Genomic DNA, 24,567 nt, shown 5'->3' with positions numbered 1-24,567 from the left:
TGCGGGGATTTTTTATTAAGTTAGAAAATAATTAAGGTGATTTTTTAACTAATTTATAATTCAGATTACTCTGTATTTCCCTACCTGTTTCTATATCACGAGCTTCAACGAAATTATCACCTACATAAAACTTCCGGTTTTCAGCTTTTCCATCTAGGACGATAATAGAAGGTTGTTGAGGATCGAAAGTGAAGCTACCTTTGGTTTCAGTTTCATTATTTCCAGTTTTACCTAAATATTCCTCACTCAATTCATAAGTTTTGTCAGGATTAAGATCTAGTTCAACTTTAATACCTTCGCAGTCAGCACACGGGAAAACACCTTCATATTCACCTGCCCAGTTTGAGTTGGCAGTGGCATTACTGCTCATCTTAGTACTCATATTGCTTTGACTATTTGTAGTCTCTGTAGTAACAGGAGCATTTGTGGTATTAGATTGAGTATCTGCACTGACCATATCGCGGTCATTCTGTTTAGAACATGCACTTAAACTAGTAACTGTTACTACCAATAAAGCAGGCCATAATATTTTTTTCATTGAAGATCATCCTCTTGTTCTTCTGTATTAGGATTTACATTAAAAGTATGAGCTATCAATATACAGAGAGATCTTGTTAAAAATTGATTCGTTAAGTGAAACGGATTAAATATATGTAGATGAGAAACTAAGATAATTAAAATACAAAATAAGCGATAGGTTTTCTTTAGTTTTATTTTATAAACCTTAAGGTTATGATTTGATAGAAATAATTATTAATAAGAGCGGTCATGAAAGCAGAACAGGAAAATAATATCATCGCGAAAATATATGATGCTGCTTTATTGCCTGCTTTATGGCTAGAGGTCATTCAGGATATTGTGCAATATACCCAGAGTCATAGTGCAATTTTTACCGGCCTTGATCAATTCAATCCAGCCTATGACTTTGTTTATACTTACAATATCCCGGAAGAAAGTCTGGCTGCTTATCAGGAGGAACGGATTCGGGTCATTGACATGAAGCTGCATATGCCTTTATGGAATAAAATTGATATGGGGGAGGCACTTAATCAGGACTGCCGTCATTATGCAGATCAACCTGGAACAGAACAGTATATTTTTTATGAAAAATGCCTTAAGCCTACAGGGATAGGGTATATGGCGGGAGTATTGCTGGACAGAGGAAACTATCGCTGGGCAGTCATGGGACTACATCGTGCTCCACACACTCAAGGTTTTGAAGCAGCTGAACTGAATTTTCTCAAACGGATCGGCATACATTTGCGTCGCTCTTTACAGATTCATCGGCAAATCAGTTTGGTACAACAAGACAATATCAGCTTATATACCGTATTAGACTGTTTAAAAATCGGTATTATTTTGCTGGATCAGGATCTCAAGTTATCTTATTCAAATCCACTAGCACAAAGCATGATTGAAGCTTCAACATGTCTGGAAATGGATATGCATAACCGGCTGAAAACACCGGTAGGTGATCAGGAACGTCTGGAAAGATTGCTATCGAGTGCTTTGCTGGAAGATACCAGTATGTCGAGTGAAATAGGCGGGGTCTTGGCTTTGCAGGATTCTAAAGGACAGCAATTGATGCTCACTGTTGTGCCTTTTAAAAGGTTGAGAAAAATGCAGCAATTTTCTGAAGCTCAGCATCAGATTGCTGTATTTATGACAGACAAAAACCGGCATTATTCATTATCTAGAGCTTATTTGCAGCAAGCATATCAACTGTCAAAACGTGAATTTGATTTGTGTGAACTTTTAATCAATGGCTATAAATTAGAAGAAATTGCAGTGAAATGTGGGATCACTTTAAGTTCAGTACGCACTTATTTTAAGAATATTTATGAAAAAACTGACTGCACTTCACAAATTGAGCTGATGCACTTATTGATGGGATGTACGATTCATTTTGAACATATTAATTAAACCTACCTAAAGATAATTCTTTAGGTAGGCAGTGCTCATTATCTAACGCGCTGTAATGTTACAGGACCTTCACCTTGTGGATGCAAGATCAGAGTTTCAGCCGATACATTGATGTTTGCAATGGTCTTGCTGCCATCGGAACTGTCTTGTAATCCGCCACATTCATTGGTATCGAATAAAACTTCAGTGGTCGTAAGTGTATTACCTGAGAGGATAAATTTGCCATATTCAATACCAGGCCAGCCACAATCATCTCCGCCTTCAGTGTCCAGGAAGAAATAATAGTTTGTGTCAAAGAAGGCAAATAAATGGATGTCACTAAATCTCCATGCACCTACCAGACCATTAGCAGACTGTTTGACGCGGCTTAAACGGTATTCGGTATTGATCCCCGGTTCTGTCAGAATTAAGGTCGTTCCATCATAGTTTAACGTATAAGGTTTGCCTCCTGCAGGATGTGAGAGTCCCCATTCACCATTACTGTCTTGAATAATACGCGGTGAAATTACACTGGTAGTTGCATTCCAGTTTAACTCTCCAGTTTCAATGCCAGGCGTTCCATCACCATCAGCAGCTTCTGCTTGACCTAAGGCATAACGGCCATCTTCTAAAATATGGATTAGAACAGCGCTGTTTGCATTACGGCCAATTTCCCAAGTACCGGCAATATCTTTATAGAAAGTTGACTGGAAGTTTTCTGCAGCTTTTTCAGGTGTAATCAATTTTTCTGTGGTAACTACGCCTGTTGATACCACGTCTGTAGCAAATGCTGTAGGGGCCTTAGAAAAATCTAAACTTTTATTAAGAAGGGCATTAGCAGCTTCAGTACTGATGCTAATCCCATTGTCATGATTACTATCTGTATCTAAAGACTGTAAAAGCACCATCAGATTGGTACGTGCATTTTCAGTTTGTGCTAAATCTAACGGAGTAACACGTTCTTTCGCTTCAATTTCTTGACCTAGTTGTACGTCACCAATCAGGAATTTAACCTTTTCTCCATCATTAAATTTAAATTCACCTTTTTCATTAGTAACCCCTTCCGCACCGCTGCTGGTGATATATGTTACCCCTGAGATAATTCCATCTGTCAGTACACCAGTTTCGGTCCCGACCGGAGCTGTAGGTGGAACAGGTGATGAACCCTCTGTACGATCATTATCTGAACCGCCACATGCTGTAAGTAACCCCGCTAAGGCAAGACAAATTAAAGTCTTTTTCATGAAAATCTTCCTGAAATTTATTATGTCAGCGAAGTATAGAAAGAAAGCTAAAATCGACATATCCTAAAATTAGGATGGAAAAATATATAAATCAGTAAAATAAATTGAACTCACTATTTGCTTAAAAGAGTGAGCTTGCAATAGGTAGTGAAAGAAGAAATATTCAAATAACAATAAATTGAAATTCTTCCTAAAGCTTAAAAATACAAATATATATTAATTGATGTTTTATTGATCAGGATGCACTATCTATATTCTGCTGCATTGTTAGACTGTGGCGAAATTTTGATAATGATTGTGATGTAGCTGTGTTTGAAAATTTAGCTGAGAAAACTTTAAATTTAATGGGCTGGAAAACCGATGACCAATGGCCCGAAGACCTTGATCAATGTGTGATGATTGCAGCGCCACATACCAGTAACTGGGATGCACTATATGCACGTTTGGCCTTAAAGGCATTAAAAGTGAATGTGCGTCTGACCATTAAAGACAGCTATATGAAATTTCCATTTGGGCCTTTTGTACGTGCAATGGGTGGAATTGGTATTGACCGTCGTCCCAAACAACCGGGTGAGCCACGTCCAAGCATGGTTCAGGTCATGACAGGTCTATTTAAAGAGCATCCTAAACTAGTCATGCTGGTTACGCCGGAAGGTACACGTGCCCGTCAGGAACAATGGAAAACTGGTTTTTATCACGTGGCGATCAATGCGGGTGTGCCGATTGCGCTAGCTTATATGGATTATGCAAAAAAAGAAGCGGGTGTTGGTAAAATCATTTATCCAACAGGAAATTATGAACAGGATATGGCTGAGATCATGACGTTCTATGCCAATATTGAACCTAAATTTCCTGAAAAATTCAGTATTGATCAACGCTATTTTTAATTTCAGGAAAAATAAAAGCAGAGGGATGGACTCTGCTTTTCTGTACGATATATAAATACCGAATTTAATTTTGATTCTCTTCAGATAAAATTCCCCCCAGATTCTGGCAGGCATCTTTATAAAGATTGTATTGCTGTTCTACCACTTCATATAAAGGCAGGTCAAAAAGCTCTTCTCCTTGATGATATTGCTCAATATAAGATTCGACCTTGGTTTTGCTGCTGTATAGCATGTGTTGATAATAATCCGTCATACTACTGTGTGGCATTTGCGCTGTATCAATCTTGGCACAATTGAAGTTTCGCAGAAGCTGTTCTGACTTTTTAAGATCATTGGACATACAACCTGCCAGTAACATGCTATTGAGCAATGCCGTTAGGAGTTTCATAGAAAATAGATGAACTTTGATGGGGAGCGCACTATTGTAGAAGTAAATGCGCTATGCAAAAGTAGTTTTATTCAACAACTGGTCAAAAAATAGAAGAATAAAATTCAGAATCTCATTCTTCCTTGGCGATCTTTAACCTTTAACCAGTCCGCCATCGACAATCAGGTTTTGACCTGTCACTGCACGTGAATAAGGTGACAGGAACATTAAAATAGCAGACGCAAATTCTTCAGGTGTAATCACGCGACGTAAAGGAGTGGATTGAGCAATCAGGTCAAAGACAAAGTCAGGCGTTGCTTTACTTGCATCTGTAGTTTGCAGTAATCCGCCTGAAAGCATGTTCACGTTAATCCCATACTGACCCAGGTCTTGCGCAGTAGTTCGGGTAAAGGCCAATAGCGCCGCTTTCCCAGTCGTATAATCATGATAAGGAACGACAGGGTTTTGAACCAGGTTAGTCCCAATATTCACGATACGACCAAAATGTGCCTGTTTCATATCTTCTAATGCAGCTTGCGTCGTATTTAAACAGGCTTGAACTGCTCCACTAAACTGACGGGCCATGCTTTCCCAGGTCAGATCTTCAACTTTAGGTCGCTCATCGCCATTAAACTCAAACTGCACCAGCGCATTATTAATGACGGAATGGATGGCTTCTCCAAAATGGGCCTTGCTGGCAGTGAATAAAGCTTGTACCTGATCAGCTTGTGTTACATCTGCCTGACAGGCAAAGACCTGATCAGGATACTGATTTTGCAAAGCTTCAGCTTGGGTTTTGCTGCTATGGTAATTTACTACCACACGTGCACCTTCCTGAATCAGGAGCTGGGTAATGGCTAGTCCCAATCCACGGGCACCACCAGTCACAAGTACAATTTGATCACGAATTTGCATCGCTTATATCCGCCTGAGAATCATTCGGGCTAACATAACAGTAATAGGGCTGAAAGCAAAGTGATGTAAGGCTCTAGAGCTGCTCTATCGCGAAAATGAGTCAATGCCTTCCTTGATCAGGAGAAAGCAGCCCGAACTGAAGAGTAAGCCTAAGACAATCTGTTTAAAACGTAATTCTGATATTCGATGAAACAGACGTGCGCCTAAAATAGCGGGAATACTTACAGCCAGAATGAGTACCGCCATATAGGGAAGGTGAGTCTGATTTAAGGTGCCTTGCAGTAAATAGGCGGCTAAGGTAAACACCTGTATGGCAAAATTAAAATGACGCAATATATAGCGCTGCTGTTCTTTCGGCAGTTGCTTCAGCATTAACCAGGCAGAGGGTACAGAACCACAGAATCCCCCTAAACCTCCTAAGATGCCGCCAACCAAACCAATCCCTGCATCCGCAGTTTTACCTGAATGCTGAATCAATTTAATCTGTGGATTAAGCAACATCAGTGGACACCAGATCACGAGAAATATACCAAGCAAAATACGAAAAGCACTCGCTTCAACGATATTCAGTAACCAGGTGCCGAGTGGGACACCGATCAGACCAGCAATTAAATAAGGTAGATATAAGGTTCGGTGCAGATGAGGAAGTCTAGGTTCATTGGATAATGAAATGAGGTGACTCCACACCGAGGCAAAAACTACTAAGGGCGCAGCAAGTTGAGGACTTAATCCCCATACCCAGAATGACATGGCAATTAATGCAAAAGCAAAACCGGTAAGTCCCTGTACAAATCCTGCGATAATTGCACCAAGAATAAAGAGTAGCCAGGTCATAAAAATCAGGATATTGGAAAAGTTTGTAGTATTCAAAATATGGCTAGAAAAACCAAGCAGATCCTTAGCTGTATTTATGCGAATCTAAGTGTAAATATGCATAAATGATTTTTATTAAATCCGAGACAAATCCTTTAATTAAGTATGGAAAATGAACAAAATCATACAAGAGTGCAACAATGGCTCCGCGTACTCTTCATGAAATCACTTGATACTAATTGAGTGCGGTATAGAGGTGATGAACATGAAAAAAATGATATTACTGTCATCTGTATTGGCAGTAGCGCTAACAGGCTGTGTGGTTGATCCTTGGGATGAAGGTTATCGCGGTCATCATGATCGTAATGGACATTATGATCGGGATCGTGGTGATAAGGACTGGAAAAAACATAAAGATCATCGTGACTGGAAACGCGACAGAGGCGATCGGGACTGGCGTCGTAATCGTTAATCGTTACCTTCCATTTATAAAAAAGGATTCCTTTAAGGAGTCCTTTTTTATTTGAGCATTGAATATAAGTAGGTCTTAAACCGCTTTTTTCTGATATAGCCCTGCGCGTACTGTACCGGCTTTGGTATTTTTAACCAAACGCCATGAACTTGGTAACTTTAATGTACTCAGTTCACGATCGGCTTCTACATAAATAAAACCATCTTCTTTAATCAGTGAATCAGCCTGAGTAGCCAGAGTTTCCCATAGATCCAAACTATAAGGCGGGTCTAGAAAGACCAGATCAAACTGCTGTTTCAGGCTGGTTAATGCTTGTTGTGCTGTCGCAACTTTAAGTTGCGCACGTGCTTTGGTGACTTTGAGTAATTCCAGATTTTGGGTGAGGAATTGTGCCTGAGTACGATCCGGCTCAATCATCACCACTGAAGCTGCACCACGTGATAATGCTTCAAAAGATAAAGCACCTGAACCGGTACACAGATCCAAGACACAGGCATTCTGGACATCCCACATCAGCCAGTTAAATAAAGTTTCACGCACACGATCAGGTGTGGGGCGTAATCCTTCGATACTGGCAAAAGCCAATTGACGGCGTTTCCAGTCACCACCAATAATTCTAAGTTGGTTTTTCATGAATTATTCCTGATCGTCATTGGCTGCAGGAGCAGAGCGAGAAGTTGCAGGTTGCGGATTGTTTGGCTGTGCATGGGTCGCCTGACTGCCTTCTTGAGTTGGGGTAGCATTCGGGTCTGCACTTAACAGGTTTGGTCCACTTGGCAATTCGCCTGGTTTAATACCTGCTGTCATGAGACCACCACTGATTTGATGGCCGGCAGGATGGATCGGATTTTTATCGCGAGACAGTAACCAGTAGTCAAATAACGGTTTAGCCAGTTGTGCAGCAGAACCACCATGTCGGCCATTTTCCCAGACAACGACTACTGCAATTTCAGGGGCTTCAGCAGGTGCAAAACCAACAAACAGACCATGATCCAGCTGGCGTTCAGTCAGCAGGGCTTCATTATAGCGCTTACCCTGGGCAATACTTTTCACCTGTGCTGTACCGGTTTTACCTGCGATTTGATACATCGGCGTGCGGATTCCGCGACCTGTCCCTGACTGAACCACATCGATCATCGCATCACGCATTTTGATCCAGTCATCTGGTTGACCATTAAAGTCGATTTTACCATTAGGGGCATTATGTACTGTAAAAGGTTTGGCACCTTTACTTTCACGTAGTACGTGAGGCGTAACATGTGAGCCTTGATTCGCCGTAATAGCAGTTGCCATAGCGAGCTGTAATGGTGTGGCGGTAAATGCACCCTGACCAATACTCACTGAAATGGTTTCACCACGTGACCATTTAGATTTACGGGTACGCATTTTCCACTCAGGACTTGGGTAAAGACCTGAACTTTCACTTGGTAAATCCACACCGGTTTTTTCGCCAAAGCCGAACTGGCGCATCCAGCTATTCATTTTTTCAATGCCCATGCGGTAGGACATGACATAGAAATAGGTATCGCAGGACACCACTTGCGCCTTATGCAGATTCACAGCACCATGACCAGTTTTCTTATGGTCACGGAAGCGGTGACTATCGCCCGGTAAGGTAAAGTAGCCCGGGTCAGAAATCGCTGTACTCCAGTCGACCAGTCCATAATGCAGACCGCCCATACCAAACATCGGTTTGATCGTTGAACCTGGAGGATAAGCCCCTTGAACCGCACGGTTATAAAGTGGCTGATCCAAACTGTCACGAAGGCCTGAATAGTCTTTGCTACTAATCCCGGTGACAAATAAATTAGGGTTAAAACTTGGACTGGAAACCAGCGCCAGAATTTCACCTGTACGTGGGTCAATCGCGACAATAGCACCACGACGACCGGCCAGTTGTTCAGTGGCAATGGTTTGTAGACCATAATCCAGTGATAAATACAGATCATTACCGCGTACCGGCTCTTTACGGCCTAAGTGACGCAGAACATTACCGAAAGCATCAGCCTCAACAGATTCATTACCCGGCACACCATGTAATAAATCTTCATAGTATTTTTCTACCCCGATTTTCCCAATCAGGTTAGATCCGGCATAGAGATCCTTATCAATTTTTTTGAGTTCTTTGTCATTAATACGGCCAACATAACCAATCACATGCGCGAAGAGTTCACCATGCGGATAATAACGGGTCATCTGCGTTTCAATATTGACGCCCGGAAATAGATATTTCACCTCACTAAAACGGGCAATATCATTTTCATTCAGATTCAACTTGATTGACACACGCTCAGTTTTACGCGCCGTCTTGATGCGTGCCTGAAAACGTTCAATATCTTCTTCGGTTAATTCCAGAATAGGTGTAAGACGTTTCAGCGTATCATCAATATCCTGCACATCGGCGCGGCTTAAGGTAGCTGTGAAAACAGGATAATTATCGGCAAGTAAAATACCGTTACGATCGTAAATATAACCGCGTGCTGGCGCTAAAGGCTGCAGACGAATACGGTTCTGGTCAGAAGCCGTAGAGAAGGTTTCAAAATTAAAAATTTGCAAATAGGCATAGCGGCTGACCAGCAGCAGCATAAAGAAAACCACAATACCGACAGAGATCCAGACCCGACTGCTATAGATGCGCTTTTCTTGTTGTGCATTTTTTAAAGGAAAGTGCTGCTTCATACGCGATCGACTTAAGACCAGAGGGAAAGGAATCAAAGTGGAGTATTCTAGCGCAACTGTACGGGATTTGATAATGGAAAACTGGCTGTAGCAATTCCTGTGTTTAAACTTTGACTTTGCAGACATGAAAATTGTAAAGTGCTGTGTACAAGAGTTTTAATAATTCTGATAAAGTCAAAATTAAATAAAAATAGGACTCTACCAAAAACTATAATTAAGGAAGATGGTGAAGGAATGAACAAAGTTTACCCTTTGTTGGCATTTGCATTCTTTGCAAATGGGGTATATGCACATGATCAAGTGAATAATACGACAAACAGAACTGAGGATCGTGAGCCTAAAGCATTTAATGTTGGGGTCGGTTTTACCCAAAAACTTATCCATCTAAACACTGAATGGGTGAATCCTTATGGGATTGCTTATGTGAAAGGTGGTGCTTTTCTCAACGATGATCGTACAGTTGGAGCACAAGTTGGCTTTCGTTATCCTGCACACCTCACCGGCAAGGACAAAAATGGTTATTATGTAGGGGCTTATGCCGGTCATATCGATAGCAAACAGGTTGATGGCAAATACGAAAGCCGTTTAGGTGGGGGCATTGATCTGGCGTATGTTTTGCTTAGTTCAGAACGGATCAGCAGTTTCAGTATCGGTATTGGGGCGGGGGAGAAATTACAGGACAGTAATGGTCGCGTTGTAGCCGAAACTGAACCCAGACTACAATTCTCCTATACTTTAAGTATCGGTTTATAGACAAAATATTCAACTTTATTAATACCTGTATTCTGTGAACAAAAAATTAAATATGGAATTTATGCATGCTTGAGTACGTCAATGAATTGTGGCAAGCCTTCTTGAATCGCCCAGATTTTTGGGCAGTGCTCAGCATTATCCCGGTGACCGCATTCGTAACATGGGCTCACGTGTGGATGGCGCTAAAAATGGTGTTTTATCCAATTAATTTTTGGGGTTTTCATGTCGGGCCTGTTCCTGTTGGCTGGCAAGGTATTGTGCCGCGTAAAGCTGGAAGAATATCAGGAATTATCACGGATAATACCTTGTCTAAATTGGGTTCTATCCAAGAGTTCTTGCAGGCAATGGACCCGGATGATATGGCACGTATTATCGGGGAACAGGTCGGTTTTGAACTGGAACATCTGATTGATGAAGTCATGATGGACCGAAATGCGGTGTTATGGGAAAACTTGCCTTATTCAATCAAGCGCCGTATTTATGCCCAAGCCCATAAACAGCTGCCACAGGTATTAAAAGAATTGGTGACTGAACTGACCATGAACGTCGAGTCACTAGTGGATATGCGCGACATGGTGGTCAGTCAAATGGAAGGTGATCGCCGTTTAATGGTGCGCATGTTCCTGAAAGTTGGCCAAAAAGAAATCAACTTTATCTGGCATATCAGTGCCCTGATCGGGATGTTCTTTGGCCTGTTCCAGATGGTGGTCTGGTTTGTGGTGCCATGGCACTGGACCGTACCGTTCTGGGCGGCTATCTGGGGCTTCCTGACTAACTGGATTGCGATCTGGATGGTGTTTAATCCGGTAGAACCGCATTATATTAAATACCCGCAATTCTTTAAGCGTACAGCCGATCATAGATTCCCTTGGATCAAGCCGGTGATTCCAAGAATTGGCACCTATAACATACAAGGCGCATTTATGAAACGTCAGGAGGAAGTCTCTGACGTATTTGCAAGTGTGGTCACAGAAGATCTGATTACGCTAAAATCGATCATGACAGAAATGATGTATGGTGGTAAAAAAGATAAAACCCGCCGTATTGTCAAACGTCATATTAACGAAATTATGGAAACACCGCTGGTTCGGACCTCTTTACAGTTGTCTTTAGGACCAAAAGAGTATGCAAAACTCAAGACAGACTTGATCGATCGCTCGATTGAAATTACGATGGTGCCTGTAAGCGACCCTGCGTTTAATGCGAGCCGTGCACAGAAGATCTATCAAATGTTTAGAGACCGCATACGTGATTTGACGCCTAACGAGTTTCAGAATCTATTACGTCCTGCTTTTCAGGAAGATGAATGGATCTTGATTGTCCTGGGGGGAGTTACCGGTTTTGTTGCGGGTTTAATCCATTTGTTTGTGGCTTTCTTATAATTAGATGCCAAAGAGCAGCACACGTTTTGGTCGTGTGCAGCTGGGTATCTTATACATAGTTAAAAAATGAGGATGTTTATATATGCGCATTATCTTACTCGGACCACCTGGAGCAGGTAAAGGTACACAAGCTCAGTTGATCTGTAAGCGCTACAATATCCCACAAATTTCAACCGGTGATATGCTCCGTGCTGCAATTCGTGAAGGAACTGAATTAGGTCTACAAGCTAAAAGCGTCATGGACAATGGCGGTTTGGTTTCTGATGAATTGATCATTGGTCTGGTCAAAGAGCGTATTGCACAACCTGACTGTGCAAATGGCTGTATCTTTGATGGTTTCCCACGTACGATTCCTCAAGCTGAAGCGCTGGAAAAAGAAGGCATTGCAATTGATCATGTAATTGAAATTGATGTGCCGGATGAAGAAATCGTTCAACGTCTATCTGGTCGTCGTCAACACCCGGCGTCTGGTCGCGTTTATCACATCGTTTACAACCCGCCAAAAGTGGAAGGTAAAGATGATGAAACTGGTGAAGATCTGGTACAACGTCCAGATGACCAGGAAGAAACTATTCGTCGCCGTTTAGGTTCATACCACACTGAAACTGAACAGCTGGTTGGCTTCTATCAAGGCCGTGCAGCTTCAGGCGAAAATGCACCGACTTATGACAAGTTAAATGGTCTACGTCCAATCGAAGAAGTTCAAAAAGAGCTTTTCGCGATTCTGGATCAAGCAAAATAATCGGTTTCCGATCATTTTGACTTTCAAAGAGCCCTAAGTCATATTAGGGCTCTTTTTATTGCGTTGTTCAAAAGGATCTGCTGTGAAATTTGCTGTATTGGGATTGATGATTGTATTTCTGGCAGTACTGTTTGCGCTGTTCTATGTCAGCTTCAAGATGCTGAAAAAAGTACGTCAGGAAGAACGTGCTGAGAATGTGGGTAAGGTGCCTGAGCGTCAGCTGCATCCCAAATTACAGGCCGAGCTTGAGCAAAAGCGCAAGCAAGAACAGGCTGAGCAAAATAAAAAATAAAAAATAAAAAACTTTTCGAGTACTTAAATTAAAAAGCTGAACCTAGCGTTCAGCTTCAATATTTTTCACCGGAATTGCGCGACCTGCGCCAAATTCAAAACGGTCTGGCCAGTTACAGACATCGGCGACCACACATTCATGACACTTCGGTTTACGTGCGATGCAGCAATAGCGACCATGTAAAATCAACCAGTGATGTGAATCAATAATAAATTCTTTTGGAATCACTTTGACCAGACGATGCTCGACCTCAAGCACGTTTTTACCCACCGCCAAACCGGTACGGTTACCAACACGAAAAATATGCGTATCCACAGCCATGGTCGGTTGGCCAAAGGCGGTATTTAGCACCACATTCGCTGTTTTGCGTCCTACACCCGGTAAAGCTTCCAGATCTGCACGATTGTCCGGTACTAAGCTGTTATGCTTCTTGATTAACATTTCACAGGCTTTAATGACGTTCACAGCTTTGGAATTATACAGGCCAATCGTTTTGATATATTCCTTCAGCCCATCCACGCCGAGTGCATAAATCGCTTCCGGTGTATTGGCGACCGGAAACAGTTTATCGGTGGCTTTATTCACGCTCACATCCGTAGCTTGGGCAGACAGGGTCACTGCAACCAGTAATTCAAATGGACTGGAATAATTCAATTCAGTTTTTGGATTCGGACGCTGCTCACGCAGGCGCTCAAAGAAAGTCTGAATCTGTTTTTTAGTCATGTTTTTTACAGGCTTAGCTGTTACTGTAGTCATGATCTTATCCCTGTAAAGCCTGTAATTGCTGGGTCAGTTCTTCAAGTTGCAGACGTTTGCGTACATCCTCGCGGACCGAAAGCTGTTTTTCTAACTTTTTGATTTGTGTGCGTAATTTGGCAAGCTCAATCGTGGTTTTGGCATCAAGTGTAACCACTTCATCAGCTGGTTTTTGCACGATTTCAATGACAGGAACCTGATCGACCTGAGCAGAGAACTGGGCAAATAGGGCAGTATTAATCTCGGCACGAACGACAGGGCCCTTACGGTCAATGCGACGTTTTTCTTCGCGTTGAATATGCGCATAGTAACGTTTACGCAAGTCATCCTGTTCAGCAATACGCTGAGCTTCAGTTGGCAAAGGCTGAAGATCTTCGACCAGATCAATACAGTCTACCGGGCAAGGCGAAATGCAGAGTCCACAGCCGGTACACAAGTCAGTGAGCACAGTATGCATTAATTTACCTGAGCCAATAATCGCATCGACCGGACAGGCACTGATGCATTTGGTACAACCAATACATTCATCTTCACGAATGATGGCTTTCATGCGCTGAGGACGACCATCCGTCTGAATGGGCCAGACACTTTCTTCAGCGGGCAATTTAGAACGATTTAACAATGTTGCCAGAGCATCAGCGACGGGCTGTCCACCCGGTACACATTTATTGGCATCTTCGCCCTTAGCAATGGATTGAGCATAGGGCAAGCAGCCATCACGATGACCACATAAACCGCACTGGGTTTGAGGCAATAAAGCATCAATAGACTGGACTAGAGAGATCTGCGAATTCATGAATAACCTAGGCTGCTCGGGCTGAGCCTTAGAGTGAATGAAACAAAATATGTCAATTTAACAATTTTAACATGTTTTTAAGGAACTAAGTTATGCACGATTAAAGGTCACTTTGTGCATTATTATCAGGCATAAATTAACAATTAAGCATTGATTCAATTGGCATTTAAGCACACAGAAAAAATATTCATAATCAATATAAATAATTGTTATCAAATTAAATTTAAACTATTTTTCAAAAAAGTATTGTAGATTAGTTACAAAAGATATTTAATATTTTGCGCCAAAATTTAACATTGATTGTAAATTTGACCAATTTTGATCCATTTTCTGCTGAGGATTAAGCGTTGAAATACAACACACTTAATGAGTTCCTAGATTACGTAAAATCACGTGATGCACATCAACCCGAATTTCTTCAAGCTGTAGAAGAAGTGATGACCAGTTTGTGGCCATTCATTGAAAAGAATCCACAATACGCAGCACATGGTTTACTAGAACGTCTAGTTGAACCTGAGCGTGCGATCCAGTTCCGTGTTGCTTGGGTAGATGACCAAGGTCAAACACAGGTTAACCGTGCGTTCCGCGTACAGTACAACTCAGCGATTGGTCCATTCAAAGGTGGTATGCGTTTCCACCCGTCAGTGAACCTTTCTATTTTGAAATTCCTCGGTTTCGAGCAAACTTTCAAAAATGCCCTGACTACATTGCCTATGGGCGGTGGTAAAGGCGGTTCTGATTTTGACCCTAAAGGCAAATCAGAAGGCGAAATCATGCGTTTCTGCCAAGCGTTAATCATCGAGCTTTATCGTCATCTTGGTTCTAATACAGATATCCCAGCGGGTGATATCGGTGTGGGTGGCCGTGAAGTTGGTTACATGGCTGGTATGATGAAAAAACTCAGCAATGACACTTCATGTGTATTCACTGGTAAAGGCCTGACTTTCGGTGGTTCTCTGGCTCGTCCAGAAGCAACTGGTTACGGTACAGTGTATTTCGCTGAAGAGATGCTGAAAACTCGTGGCGAAAGCTTCAAAGATAAAGTGGTAACAATCTCTGGTTCTGGTAACGTTGCCCAGTATGCTGCTGAAAAAGCAATGTTCCTGGGTGCTAAAGTTGTTTCTCTATCTGACTCTGCGGGTACTGTTCACGTTAAAGACGGTTTCACTGAAGAGCTTCTTGCTGAAGTGATGGAACTGAAAAACATTAAACGTGGCCGTATCTCTGAATTTGCATCTAAACACGGTTTTGAATACCTTGAAGGTCAACGTCCTTGGGGTATCAAATGTGATATCGCGCTTCCATGTGCGACTCAAAACGAACTTGATGCGAATGATGCAGCAGCGCTTCTTGCAAACGGCGTAATTTGTGTTGCTGAAGGCGCGAACATGCCTTCTACACTTGAAGCAGTTGAGAAATTCGTTGAAGCGAAAATCCTTTATGCTCCAGGTAAAGCATCTAACGCCGGTGGTGTAGCAACTTCTGGTCTTGAAATGTCTCAAAACGCATTGCGTTTAGGCTGGACTTTCGAAGAAGTTGACGAACGTCTGCATGCGATCATGAAAGAAATTCACCGCAACTGTGTGAAATACGGTACTAAAGAAGACGGTACTGTAAACTATGTAGACGGCGCAAACATCGCTGGCTTCGTAAAAGTTGCTGATGCAATGCTTTCTCAAGGCGTATTCTAAGTCTGACTTAGTTTAAGCTTAAAAAAAACCGAGGCGAATGCCTCGGTTTTTTATGTTCAGATTTTATCTTTAAAGAGTGCCTTTGACTGTTTCACGCTCTACAGCCATGTCGAATATATAGGCATATTTAGACTGGTCAGCTGCCGGATTTTTGATTTCATAACGTTTGACCCGAATAATCTGACGCTCATTCGGTGTATGCTGAAAACCTTCAATCTGATCGTAAAATAAAGTCCAGTCTTTATCTACTTGAGTCTTTAAACCTTTTTCATCATATTTGATTTCTTTCATCTGTAAGCAGGTTTGCTGAGCTACACCCGTACAGGCTTTAGTCTGTGGCGAAACTTCCAGGAAAATGGTTTCTGCCTGACCTTGGTATTTGGTTTCCGGTGTCATTTTTCCGGTAAAGACATATTTTTGACCATCAGCTGTAGTAATACTCAGTTTCGGCTGATTGGCATCACTTAGATTTAGACTAAACGGAATATCACGCTTTTGCAGAAGCTGGCTGATAAAACGTTCCTGTTCCATTAATGGTGCATCACACGCCATCATGGTGCCCATCATGTCACCAGTACTCAGGGTATTATCTTTAACAGTCCAACTCGTGCCAAGGCCATTACAGCCAGAAGCTACACTCAGTCTGCCTTGCTGATCAAAGCTCAGAACAATCGGGCGTTGCAGCCCACGATCAAGTTCCCAAGTATAAGCGGGCAAAATTTGTGTAGGCGTTTTTAATGTGGTGGATAGAGTAGAAATAGCCGGATCTCCTGAAGTGGCAGGAAGATGTGAAGATTGACATGCAGTTAAAGCCAAAGGGAGCAGGGCAAGCGCAAAAATACTGAATTTCATTGGTTTATATTCTATGTGCTAAAGTTTCAACGTGATTATAATCAAGAGATTAACAAAAAATATGGATACAAATCGTAGCTTTTGCTAACAAAATGTATCCAAATTAAAAAGTCAGATTTTAAATAAGCGGAGCTATCGGTTAGTCAAAACGATAAATATCCATTCCCAAAGCGCCCATCGTAAAACTGCTATGCACGATACTGAAACGGTTGCCGGTGCCCATGGCAAAGAATAGCGGCGCAAAGTGTTCCAGCGTTGGGTGATTACGTTTTAACTGAGGAATAGACTGCCAGTCCAGAACGGCATCAAAATCGCTATGGGTTAATTTATTGGCCACATAGTTGCGGAAGGTCGATGCCCATTCCGGAACTTCATCGCTATTTCCCTGCCAGGACAATTCACGCAAATTATGGGTAATACTGCCTGACCCGATCAGAAAAACCTGCTGCTCACGAAGTGGCGCCAACGTCTGGCCAATCTTGTAAATCTCTTCTGCACTCATCGACATTGGTAAAGAAATTTCAACCACCGGGATGTCTGCTTCTGGATACATATGTAAGAGCGGCATCCAGACGCCATGATCACGTGGACGGGTGCTGTTGGCATGTGCAGAGAACCCGGCATTGGCCAATAAGCCCAAGACTTGCTCAGCCAGCTCTGGATTGCCGGGAGCAGGGTAGCGTAACTCATATAACTCAGGTGGAAAGCCACGGAAGTCATGCCAGGTTTCAGGACGAATACCTGTATTGACTTCCAGAGCTTCACTTTCCCAATGTGCCGACATAACAATAATGGCAGTTGGACGTGGCAGATTCAGGCTTAAACGGTGCAATGCCGGGCCAACCTGCTCAGAATTGAGCGCGAGCATAGGGGAACCATGAGAAATAAATAAGCCGGGCAAAGTCTGTAAGTTCATAAGTCAAACCACATTAATTCAATGTTTTAATCATGCAATAAAAAGAGAAGCAAAGGCAGGGGGGATTGTTCAACAAAACGTTGCATAATCAGAACGCATCAACAGATCAGCCTGCACGGTGATAAGGATGATTATGGTTGATGCTCATGGCGCGATACAGTTGTTCAATCAGCATTACACGGACTAGCGGATGTGGCAAGGTGAGTTTAGACAGGGACCAATGCCAGGCTGCTGCTTTTCGGACTGCTTCAGAATGGCCATCTGGCCCACCAATCGCCAAGGCAATATCATGACCTTCCAGCATCCAGCCTTTCATGGTTTCAGCCAGTTTTTCCGTACTAAACTCACGGCCACCGACTTCTAGTGCAATCAGGACTTCATTCTGTTTTAAGGCATTTAAAATACTGTCACCTTCAATATTTCGGTATTTCAGAATATCGGCTTCAGAATCGTTTTTGCCCCGTTTCGCCATGGGCAATTCAACCACCTGAGTCTGTACAAAAGGCTGAATACGTTTGAAATAGTCTTCAAAGCCTGTCAGCACCCAAGCCGGCATTTTCTGGCCGATGGTTAAGATACGGATTTTCATAGAACTGGATCAATAATTAGATACTTCATTATAACGATCAAACAACACGAAGTTGAGCTAGGGAAACAAATTGAAATTGAAATCATGAATTTAATGTTGCTTTAATATCCATAATTCAAGTATCCGCTTGATAATAAAGGAATGGATAATAAGAAATGCGGACCAGTCTCATTATTAAAAGATATTGTACTTTTCTACTAATTATTCTCGGTTTAACCAGTTCAGGCATGAGCTTTGCTGCACCTGCAAATTTTTCCTCCAAACAGGCACAGACAGAACATCTGGAACTGTTTATCAAACAAATTATCAGTGTAGATGAATACCGGAATTTTAAAAATACCAGTGAATTAAACCGGGTCTCAGCATGGCTCAAAGAACAGATGCGTTTACTTGGCATTCCTTGCCAATTTCAAAACTATATTGTAAATAGCCTAAGCTATAGAAATGTGGTGTGTCAACTGAATGCCAAAGCCAAAACTAAACTGGTTATTGGCGCGCATTATGATGTCTTTAGTGATCTGTATGGAGCAGATAACAATGCTTCCGGTGTAGCAGGGGTACTGGAAACAGCTCGATTATTGGCCTTACAAAAGTCAAAACTCAAACATAATATCGAGTTCGCTTTCTATACACTGGAGGAGCCACCCTATTTCAAGACTGAACATATGGGAAGCTATCTACATGCCAAAGCATTAAAGGCCCAGAAACAAAAAGTGAAAGGTGTCATTATTCTGGATTCTATTGGTTATTATGATGAAAATCTGGTGCAGACCTATCCGACAGGTTTGAAATGGATCTATCCACGGCATGGAAACTTTATTGCTGCGATTGGACATTTGGCATCGGCCGGTTTGACAGGAGATTACTGTTCGTCCATGCAACGTTTCAAGCGGCTAGACTGTCAGCGTTTTATTAGTCCGGCATTTGCTCAGGACATGAATTTTTCTGGCTATCTGAATTATGCCAAGTTTAACTATTCAACTATGCTGATTACAGACACAGCGCATTATCGTAATCCTTACTACAATACCGAGCAGGATACCTTAGATAAACTGGATCTGACCAAGATGGCTCAGGTCGTGAATGGCTTGGTCGATATGGTGATTCGTCTTTAAAATTATCCTCGCCTAAATACAAAAACACCCTGCCAGAGCAGGGTGTTTTTCAAAGCCTTTAGGTCTTAATGACGTGCAGCTTTAGCTTCTTCACTTGCTTTCACAATTGGTGGTTTCACCAGTGCTTTCGGCATATCGATCAAAGCCAGAGGTAAAATCTCATCAATCGATTTCACAGCTTTGATTTCTAAGCCTTCTTTTACATTTTCAGGAATTTCCGCAAGGTCGCGAACGTTTTCCTGTGGAATGAACACCAGTTTAATGCCACCACGGTGCGCAGCAAGCAGTTTCTCTTTCAGGCCACCGATACGCATTGCACGGCCACTTAAGCTGGTTTCACCTGTCATCGCAATATCTGGACGAATCGCAATACCGGTGAATGCAGACACTAGAGCCGTGGTCAGTGCCAAACCTGCAGATGGACCATCTTTCGGAGTTGCGCCTTCTGGTAAATGCACGTGCACATCAGTTTCTTCAAAGCGAGACGCTTCGATACCTAACTCAGCCGCACGGGTACGAACGACAGTCATGGCAGCGGTAATCGATTCTTTCATTACATCACCAAGTGAACCGGTGGTAATGAATTTACCTTTACCAGGTACTGCTGCAACTTCAATAGTCAGTAACTCACCACCCACTGAAGTCCAAGCCAAGCCGTTTACGCGGCCGATTTGAGCTTCTTCTTCCGCCATGCCGTAGTCAAATTTATGTGGACCCAAGTAGTCTGGAAGATTACCCGCATTCACTTCAACCTGAAGATTCTTAGCTTTCTTGCTAACCGCTTCTTTCACTACTTTACGTGCAATTTTAGACACTTCACGTTCAAGATTACGAACACCGGCTTCGCGAGTATAACGACGCACGATGTCACGAATCGCTTCCTCATGCACAGTCAACTCTTTAGCACGTAAACCATTGTTCTTGATTGCTTTAGGAACAAGGTAACGATCAGCAATGTTAACTTTCTCTTCTTCGGTATAACCAGGCAGACGAATCACTTCCATACGGTCCAGCAGGGCCTCAGGAATATTCATGCTGTTGGCAGTACAGATGAACATCACTTCTGACAGATCAAGGTCCAGATCAAGATAGTGATCGTTGAACTTGCTGTTCTGTGATGGGTCAAGTACTTCAAGCATTGCAGAAGCTGGATCACCACGGTAGTCTTGAGCCATCTTGTCGATCTCATCGAGCAAGAACAGCGGGTTTTTCACGCCAACTTTGGTCAATGACTGCACGATCTTACCTGGCATCGCACCAATGTAGGTACGACGGTGACCACGAATTTCTGCTTCGTCACGTACACCACCTAGGGCCATACGGACAAACTCACGACCAGTCGCTTTGGCAATCGATTCACCCAAGGAAGTTTTACCTACACCTGGAGGACCAACCAGACACAGGATTGGACCGCGTAATTTTTTCACGCGAGACTGAACCGCCAGATATTCCACAATACGGTCTTTGACATCGTCCAGACCATAGTGATCGGCATCCAGGATTTCCTGAGCTTTATTCAAGTTAATGCTAACTTTGCTGGCTTTGTTCCATGGCGTATCTAGAATCACTTCTAGATAGTTGCGAACTACCGCAGCTTCGCTAGAGGCTGGTTGCATTGCTTTGAGTTTACGGAACTCAGATTCCGCTTTTTTACGCACATGCTCAGGCAGATCAGCTTCAGCCAGACGTTTTTCGATTTCCGCAACGTCATCTTCTGCACCGCCATTCATATCGGAAAGCTCGCGCTGAATGACTTTCATTTTTTCATTCAGGAAGTATTCGCGCTGGTTTTTTTCCATCTGGCGTTTAACAGAGTCATGCAAAGTCTGTTCGATCTGCTGTTCTTCAGACTGTTGCAGTAGATAAGTCATCAACTCAGTTAAATGTGCATCGAACTCGTCATATTCCAGGAATTTCTGTTTCACTTCGATATTCAAAGGAACACGGGTCGCTACGAAGAATAACAGTTGCAACAAGTCTTCGATTTTATTCGCAGCTGCAATCAGCTCACGAGCATTACGAAGTTTTGCTTCAGCATACTGAGCGAACAGGGCACGCAGCTCCTGCAAGCGCGTAGCTTGAGTTGTTTCATCGACTGACACAGTCATTGGGCTAAGTTCATGCTCAGCAGTCAAATACTCATTTTCATCAATGATGGTTTTGAGCTTGGCACGATACAGTCCCTCAATCAGGACTTTAATACAGTTTTCATCATTTTCGTGATTCACAACTTGCACAATCTTCGCGACAGTACCGTATTGATATAAGTTGTCGTGATCAATTTCTTCTGTAAGCGAATCTTTTTGCGCAACTACAAATACTAGATTGTCACTGTTACGAGCCACATCAACTGCATTGATCGATTTTTCACGACCGACAAATAGCGCAATTTGCATGTGTGGGTACACCACCACATCACGTAGCGCCAAAAGTGGTAATACACTTGGAACCTGAGGCTCTAAGGTTTCTTGATTCATAATAATTTCAGACATGGGCACTCCTAATGAGTGACAACGGTGTTGCCATGTTTTTAATAGTGATGGGTAATTTAAAAATTACAAGGGCTATAGCGACTAAATTGTATAAAAAATGACTAATTATGTGATTTTAAAGTACTTATGTATTTGGAAATACATTGTTTAACGCTTAAAACGTTGTAAAAGTGTAGGCGTAAGCAGGGCATCTAGAGGCTGGTCCCAAACTTCTCGGGTTAAAGGCTGTGGGATCAGCTGAAAGTCATGTGCTAACCCCAGACGAAAAGGACGGTGCGGTGCTGTTGCCAGCGTACGATCATAATAGCCACCACCCATACCAATTCGGGTGCCATATTGATCACAGGCTAATAGTGGCATAACTAAAAGATCTAGTTTTGAGACATGCAGACCACGTGTAGCCATGGGTTCACGCATTCCCAACCGATGATGAGCAAAACGCTGGGAACGATATTGATTCTGGCTGATTTCTACCCAAGTGAGTTGCTGGTTCATATTGCAAATATTGGGGAGATAAACCCGTTTATGATGCTTAAAGCAGTATTCAATCAGCGCCTGAGTCCGAACCTCACCGAAAGCATCCAGATAAACCCCAACAGATTTGCTTGCATGAAATTCTGGCAAAGTCCGAATCATATTCAGGATACGTTGTTGAGTCTGTTTCTGGGTAAATCGAGAGAGTTGACGGCGCTGTTTACGTAGCTGTTTGCGAAGTTCGGAAAGATTCATCGTCGTCATAAATATGGTCTTCAGGATTTTAGGGCATTAGATTAATAAAATGCCATAGCTTAAATAGAGGGTAGCAACATAGCGAGTATTATAGGCATCAGTATGAATTTTTGATTAAATTTTAAAAATAATGAAACATTTATGATGAATTAATCGAACTATATTTAGATCTAGGCAATTTTTTAAAAGACGAAAAAGGTACGAGTATAGGACGCTAAACCAAGAAAAATGCAATGAATTTAAGATTTAGAAAAGAAGATAAATGATGAAATATTTTGAGAAAAATAGAAGCACTCCGAGGATGCCGCTGCATGTCATTACCCTTGAACCCTAAAGTTCAAGGTGGACGAGACGCATACTTGCTGGGTTTCCCATACCGGATGGGCATACACTCTAAATATGCAGAACTCAATCCTAAGATTTAAATATCGGCTCAGGGGAATCTGACCCGCTGGCGAACATCTCAGAGTTAGACTAAGTATAAACGATAATGTTGATGTGGCAACTCTATGCTGTTCGTGAACTGTAAACAGTTTAGTCGAACGACCGAAGTTTAAACAAAAAACTCGATTATTCAGTTAGTTCTTCAACTTCTTCCAAAATAGTTTGTAACAAACGTTCGCAGTGTGCATATTGTTGCAGGGATTTATTCATCGTCAATACTTCCTGCATCAGTTCCAGTGCCACCATAATGATCAGTTTACTTGGTTCCATACGAGGTGCTTTACGGCGAAATTCATCGTATTTTTCATTGAGTAATTGCGCTGCACGTTGTAGTTCATCCTGCTGATCCGCAGTGGAGGCCAGACGGAAACTGTGACCCAATACCTTTAAGTCGATTGCGATTTGTTCACTCATGATGAAGCTTCCTCAGTCACTTCAGTAGGATGGGCCAATTGCTGAATTTCCTGTGCATTTTGATCCTGGGCTGTTCCCAAAATTGCCAGACGTTGAATAATGGCTTCAACTTTAGCTTTGGCATTTTCATTTTTCTGGGTAAGACGTTCAGATTCCTGATTCAGCCGCTGAATTTCCTGCTGGGCATGACGCTGTTCCAGCAATAACTTTTCTTTCAGCACGCGTAACTCATTGCGTTCAGCCAGAATTTCCTGAAAACGGTTCTTTAGATCAGTACAACTTTTTTCCAGACGGCTATAACGATCTGCCAGTGCTGTAGCATCCTGGTTTAAATGCTGAAACTGGTTACGTGATTCTGTCAGTTGCTGATTGAGATTCTGGATTTCTTGTTGTTTTTGCGCAATAAAGCTATTTTTTTGTTCAATTTGAGTTTCATGTTGCACGCTTGAAGCCTCTTGCTTCTCCCGTAAACTGGTATTCTCACTTTCAAGTTGTGCAAGTCGCGTTTTTAAAACGCCAATATGCACTTGTAGACGCTGTAATTCTTCTAACATATCGAGGTCGCACAGTGTTGCAAACAAAGGTAATATATAAAGCAGTATAGAGATTGGATAAACGAATGCAAGACGATATTTCAGGTTGGTCAGAATGGTACCGCAATTTTTCCTCAATTGAAGAAATTTCTAGCCCAAGCGAACTGCATGGTTTGCTTACCGGAATTGTCTGTGTCACTCAGGCACCTTCAAATGATGAATGGGTACAGATTCTAAAAACGCTAGATGTTCCTGAACTGAACCCTGAAACATTAGAATTGTTAACGGGTGAGGCAGAAGACATATTTCATGCGCTGTCTGAAGATGAGCTGGATTATCTGCCATTACTACCAGATGATGAGCATAGCTTGGCTGAACGCGTTCAGGCATTGGCTGACTGGTGTGCAGGCGTAGTGCTTGGTTTCGGTCTGGCTTCAGGGCATATCCGCAATGATGAAATGGAACTGATTGAACATTTACAAGATGTTGCAGCAGTCGAGTTTGAAGATTCTGATGACGATGCCGAAGGCGAAGAAAGCTATCAGGAGCTGTATGAGTTTGTTCGTCTGATTCCGGTAAGCCTGTCCGTCGGCCGTAAGAAATTAGAAGTTGAAGAAACACCTTTATTGCAGAAATTCACGCAAAAAGCACCTACTCCAGCTTCTGCAACTGAAGCGCAATCTGTAGTTGAAATTTTCTCGCCGAAACGTCCGAGTTAAGTTCAAGCGGTTCTAAACACAAATTAAAAAACGGTTCTGAAAACCGGCATATTTTTTGCTGATCCTTCTCATG

Annotated in this window: 26 protein-coding genes and 1 other RNA gene; 10 read left to right on the top strand and 17 right to left on the bottom strand. The window is 42.4% G+C overall.

The window, feature by feature from the left end:
- Positions 1-31: 31 nt before the first annotated feature.
- A complete protein-coding gene (locus FTV12_RS01045; RefSeq protein WP_180033409.1) occupies positions 32-538 on the bottom strand; it encodes a copper resistance protein NlpE in 507 nt (168 codons plus the stop codon).
- A 230-nt stretch (positions 539-768) separates the two neighbouring features.
- Between FTV12_RS01045 and FTV12_RS01040 the strand changes: the two genes are divergently transcribed.
- Positions 769-1,923: a helix-turn-helix transcriptional regulator gene (locus FTV12_RS01040; protein WP_180033408.1), complete on the top strand. Its 1,155-nt coding sequence runs from the start codon at positions 769-771 to the stop codon at positions 1,921-1,923.
- 38 nt (positions 1,924-1,961) lie between these two features.
- Here FTV12_RS01040 and FTV12_RS01035 read toward each other — a convergent pair whose 3' ends face one another.
- Positions 1,962-3,146 (bottom strand): hypothetical protein, encoded by a 1,185-nt coding sequence (locus FTV12_RS01035; protein WP_180033407.1) that lies wholly within the window; start codon positions 3,144-3,146, stop codon positions 1,962-1,964.
- 308 nt (positions 3,147-3,454) lie between these two features.
- On the opposite strand from FTV12_RS01035, the gene FTV12_RS01030 reads away from it, so the two are divergent.
- A complete protein-coding gene (locus FTV12_RS01030) occupies positions 3,455-4,033 on the top strand; it encodes a 1-acyl-sn-glycerol-3-phosphate acyltransferase (RefSeq protein WP_125278720.1) in 579 nt (192 codons plus the stop codon).
- Positions 4,034-4,097: 64 nt separating this feature from the next.
- Here the strand turns inward: FTV12_RS01030 and FTV12_RS01025 are convergent, their stop codons facing one another.
- The 3 genes from FTV12_RS01025 to FTV12_RS01015 all read right to left on the bottom strand — a co-directional run bounded on the left by FTV12_RS01025 (position 4,098) and on the right by FTV12_RS01015 (position 6,149).
- The gene (locus tag FTV12_RS01025; protein WP_180033406.1) at positions 4,098-4,421 is read right to left on the bottom strand and encodes a hypothetical protein; all 324 of its coding nucleotides are present in this window, start codon (positions 4,419-4,421) and stop codon (positions 4,098-4,100) included.
- Positions 4,422-4,553: 132 nt separating this feature from the next.
- Positions 4,554-5,315: a 3-oxoacyl-ACP reductase gene (locus FTV12_RS01020; protein WP_125278718.1), complete on the bottom strand. Its 762-nt coding sequence runs from the start codon at positions 5,313-5,315 to the stop codon at positions 4,554-4,556.
- Positions 5,316-5,399: 84 nt separating this feature from the next.
- Complete coding sequence (locus FTV12_RS01015) at positions 5,400-6,149, bottom strand: sulfite exporter TauE/SafE family protein (RefSeq protein WP_180033405.1); 750 nt, start codon at positions 6,147-6,149, stop codon at positions 5,400-5,402.
- A gap of 244 nt (positions 6,150-6,393) precedes the next feature.
- On the opposite strand from FTV12_RS01015, the gene FTV12_RS01010 reads away from it, so the two are divergent.
- Positions 6,394-6,600: a hypothetical protein gene (locus FTV12_RS01010; protein WP_004782913.1), complete on the top strand. Its 207-nt coding sequence runs from the start codon at positions 6,394-6,396 to the stop codon at positions 6,598-6,600.
- Positions 6,601-6,675: 75 nt separating this feature from the next.
- Here FTV12_RS01010 and rsmD read toward each other — a convergent pair whose 3' ends face one another.
- Positions 6,676-7,233: a 16S rRNA (guanine(966)-N(2))-methyltransferase RsmD gene (gene rsmD, locus FTV12_RS01005; RefSeq protein WP_180033404.1), complete on the bottom strand. Its 558-nt coding sequence runs from the start codon at positions 7,231-7,233 to the stop codon at positions 6,676-6,678.
- 3 nt (positions 7,234-7,236) lie between these two features.
- On the bottom strand, positions 7,237-9,279 hold the full coding sequence (mrdA, locus tag FTV12_RS01000) for a penicillin-binding protein 2 (RefSeq protein WP_180033403.1): 2,043 nt from the start codon (positions 9,277-9,279) through the stop codon (positions 7,237-7,239).
- Positions 9,280-9,513: 234 nt separating this feature from the next.
- Between mrdA and FTV12_RS00995 the strand changes: the two genes are divergently transcribed.
- The 4 genes from FTV12_RS00995 to FTV12_RS00980 all read left to right on the top strand — a co-directional run bounded on the left by FTV12_RS00995 (position 9,514) and on the right by FTV12_RS00980 (position 12,448).
- Positions 9,514-10,032: a hypothetical protein gene (locus FTV12_RS00995; RefSeq protein WP_034703685.1), complete on the top strand. Its 519-nt coding sequence runs from the start codon at positions 9,514-9,516 to the stop codon at positions 10,030-10,032.
- Positions 10,033-10,097: 65 nt separating this feature from the next.
- Positions 10,098-11,414: a membrane protein gene (locus FTV12_RS00990; protein ID WP_034170491.1), complete on the top strand. Its 1,317-nt coding sequence runs from the start codon at positions 10,098-10,100 to the stop codon at positions 11,412-11,414.
- A gap of 82 nt (positions 11,415-11,496) precedes the next feature.
- The gene (gene adk / locus FTV12_RS00985) at positions 11,497-12,156 is read left to right on the top strand and encodes an adenylate kinase (protein ID WP_180013961.1); all 660 of its coding nucleotides are present in this window, start codon (positions 11,497-11,499) and stop codon (positions 12,154-12,156) included.
- 82 nt (positions 12,157-12,238) lie between these two features.
- Complete coding sequence (locus FTV12_RS00980; protein WP_004782905.1) at positions 12,239-12,448, top strand: hypothetical protein; 210 nt, start codon at positions 12,239-12,241, stop codon at positions 12,446-12,448.
- 42 nt (positions 12,449-12,490) lie between these two features.
- Here the strand turns inward: FTV12_RS00980 and nth are convergent, their stop codons facing one another.
- Complete coding sequence (gene nth / locus FTV12_RS00975; protein ID WP_180033402.1) at positions 12,491-13,204, bottom strand: endonuclease III; 714 nt, start codon at positions 13,202-13,204, stop codon at positions 12,491-12,493.
- A 4-nt stretch (positions 13,205-13,208) separates the two neighbouring features.
- Positions 13,209-14,000, bottom strand: coding sequence for an RnfABCDGE type electron transport complex subunit B (locus tag FTV12_RS00970; RefSeq protein ID WP_180033401.1), 792 nt, complete (start codon positions 13,998-14,000; stop codon positions 13,209-13,211).
- Positions 14,001-14,347: 347 nt separating this feature from the next.
- Here FTV12_RS00970 and gdhA point away from each other — a divergent pair, with 347 nt between their 5' ends.
- Positions 14,348-15,691, top strand: coding sequence for an NADP-specific glutamate dehydrogenase (gdhA, locus tag FTV12_RS00965; protein ID WP_004782901.1), 1,344 nt, complete (start codon positions 14,348-14,350; stop codon positions 15,689-15,691).
- Positions 15,692-15,760: 69 nt separating this feature from the next.
- Here the strand turns inward: gdhA and FTV12_RS00960 are convergent, their stop codons facing one another.
- From FTV12_RS00960 to rlmH, 3 genes are all read right to left on the bottom strand, one after another.
- Positions 15,761-16,543: an META and DUF4377 domain-containing protein gene (locus tag FTV12_RS00960; protein WP_180033400.1), complete on the bottom strand. Its 783-nt coding sequence runs from the start codon at positions 16,541-16,543 to the stop codon at positions 15,761-15,763.
- Between the two features lie 139 nt (positions 16,544-16,682).
- Positions 16,683-17,459: a class III extradiol ring-cleavage dioxygenase gene (locus FTV12_RS00955; RefSeq protein ID WP_180033399.1), complete on the bottom strand. Its 777-nt coding sequence runs from the start codon at positions 17,457-17,459 to the stop codon at positions 16,683-16,685.
- A 106-nt stretch (positions 17,460-17,565) separates the two neighbouring features.
- Complete coding sequence (gene rlmH, locus FTV12_RS00950) at positions 17,566-18,048, bottom strand: 23S rRNA (pseudouridine(1915)-N(3))-methyltransferase RlmH (RefSeq protein ID WP_004782895.1); 483 nt, start codon at positions 18,046-18,048, stop codon at positions 17,566-17,568.
- 155 nt (positions 18,049-18,203) lie between these two features.
- Between rlmH and FTV12_RS00945 the strand changes: the two genes are divergently transcribed.
- Positions 18,204-19,163 (top strand): M28 family peptidase, encoded by a 960-nt coding sequence (locus FTV12_RS00945; protein ID WP_180033398.1) that lies wholly within the window; start codon positions 18,204-18,206, stop codon positions 19,161-19,163.
- Between the two features lie 65 nt (positions 19,164-19,228).
- On the opposite strand, the gene lon is transcribed toward FTV12_RS00945, so the two are convergent.
- The 5 genes from lon to FTV12_RS00920 all read right to left on the bottom strand — a co-directional run bounded on the left by lon (position 19,229) and on the right by FTV12_RS00920 (position 23,796).
- Positions 19,229-21,655, bottom strand: coding sequence for an endopeptidase La (lon, locus tag FTV12_RS00940; protein ID WP_180002307.1), 2,427 nt, complete (start codon positions 21,653-21,655; stop codon positions 19,229-19,231).
- Between the two features lie 147 nt (positions 21,656-21,802).
- On the bottom strand, positions 21,803-22,384 hold the full coding sequence (locus tag FTV12_RS00935) for a 5-formyltetrahydrofolate cyclo-ligase (protein ID WP_159123362.1): 582 nt from the start codon (positions 22,382-22,384) through the stop codon (positions 21,803-21,805).
- 288 nt (positions 22,385-22,672) lie between these two features.
- Positions 22,673-22,857: non-coding RNA, 6S RNA (gene ssrS / locus FTV12_RS00930), on the bottom strand.
- A 97-nt stretch (positions 22,858-22,954) separates the two neighbouring features.
- The gene (locus tag FTV12_RS00925; RefSeq protein WP_005234746.1) at positions 22,955-23,242 is read right to left on the bottom strand and encodes a cell division protein ZapA; all 288 of its coding nucleotides are present in this window, start codon (positions 23,240-23,242) and stop codon (positions 22,955-22,957) included.
- Positions 23,239-23,796, bottom strand: coding sequence for a hypothetical protein (locus tag FTV12_RS00920; RefSeq protein ID WP_004782884.1), 558 nt, complete (start codon positions 23,794-23,796; stop codon positions 23,239-23,241). The genes FTV12_RS00925 and FTV12_RS00920 overlap by 4 nt, the downstream gene beginning before the upstream one ends.
- Positions 23,797-23,861: 65 nt before the next feature.
- On the opposite strand from FTV12_RS00920, the gene FTV12_RS00915 reads away from it, so the two are divergent.
- Complete coding sequence (locus FTV12_RS00915) at positions 23,862-24,494, top strand: UPF0149 family protein (RefSeq protein WP_179992083.1); 633 nt, start codon at positions 23,862-23,864, stop codon at positions 24,492-24,494.
- Positions 24,495-24,567: the final 73 nt, after the last annotated feature.

It is taken from the genome of Acinetobacter sp. YH12233 (assembly GCF_013417725.1).
Taxonomy (GTDB): domain Bacteria; phylum Pseudomonadota; class Gammaproteobacteria; order Pseudomonadales; family Moraxellaceae; genus Acinetobacter.
The sequence above is the reverse complement of the archived record's forward strand: the minus strand, read 5'-3'. Positions and strand labels throughout refer to the sequence as shown.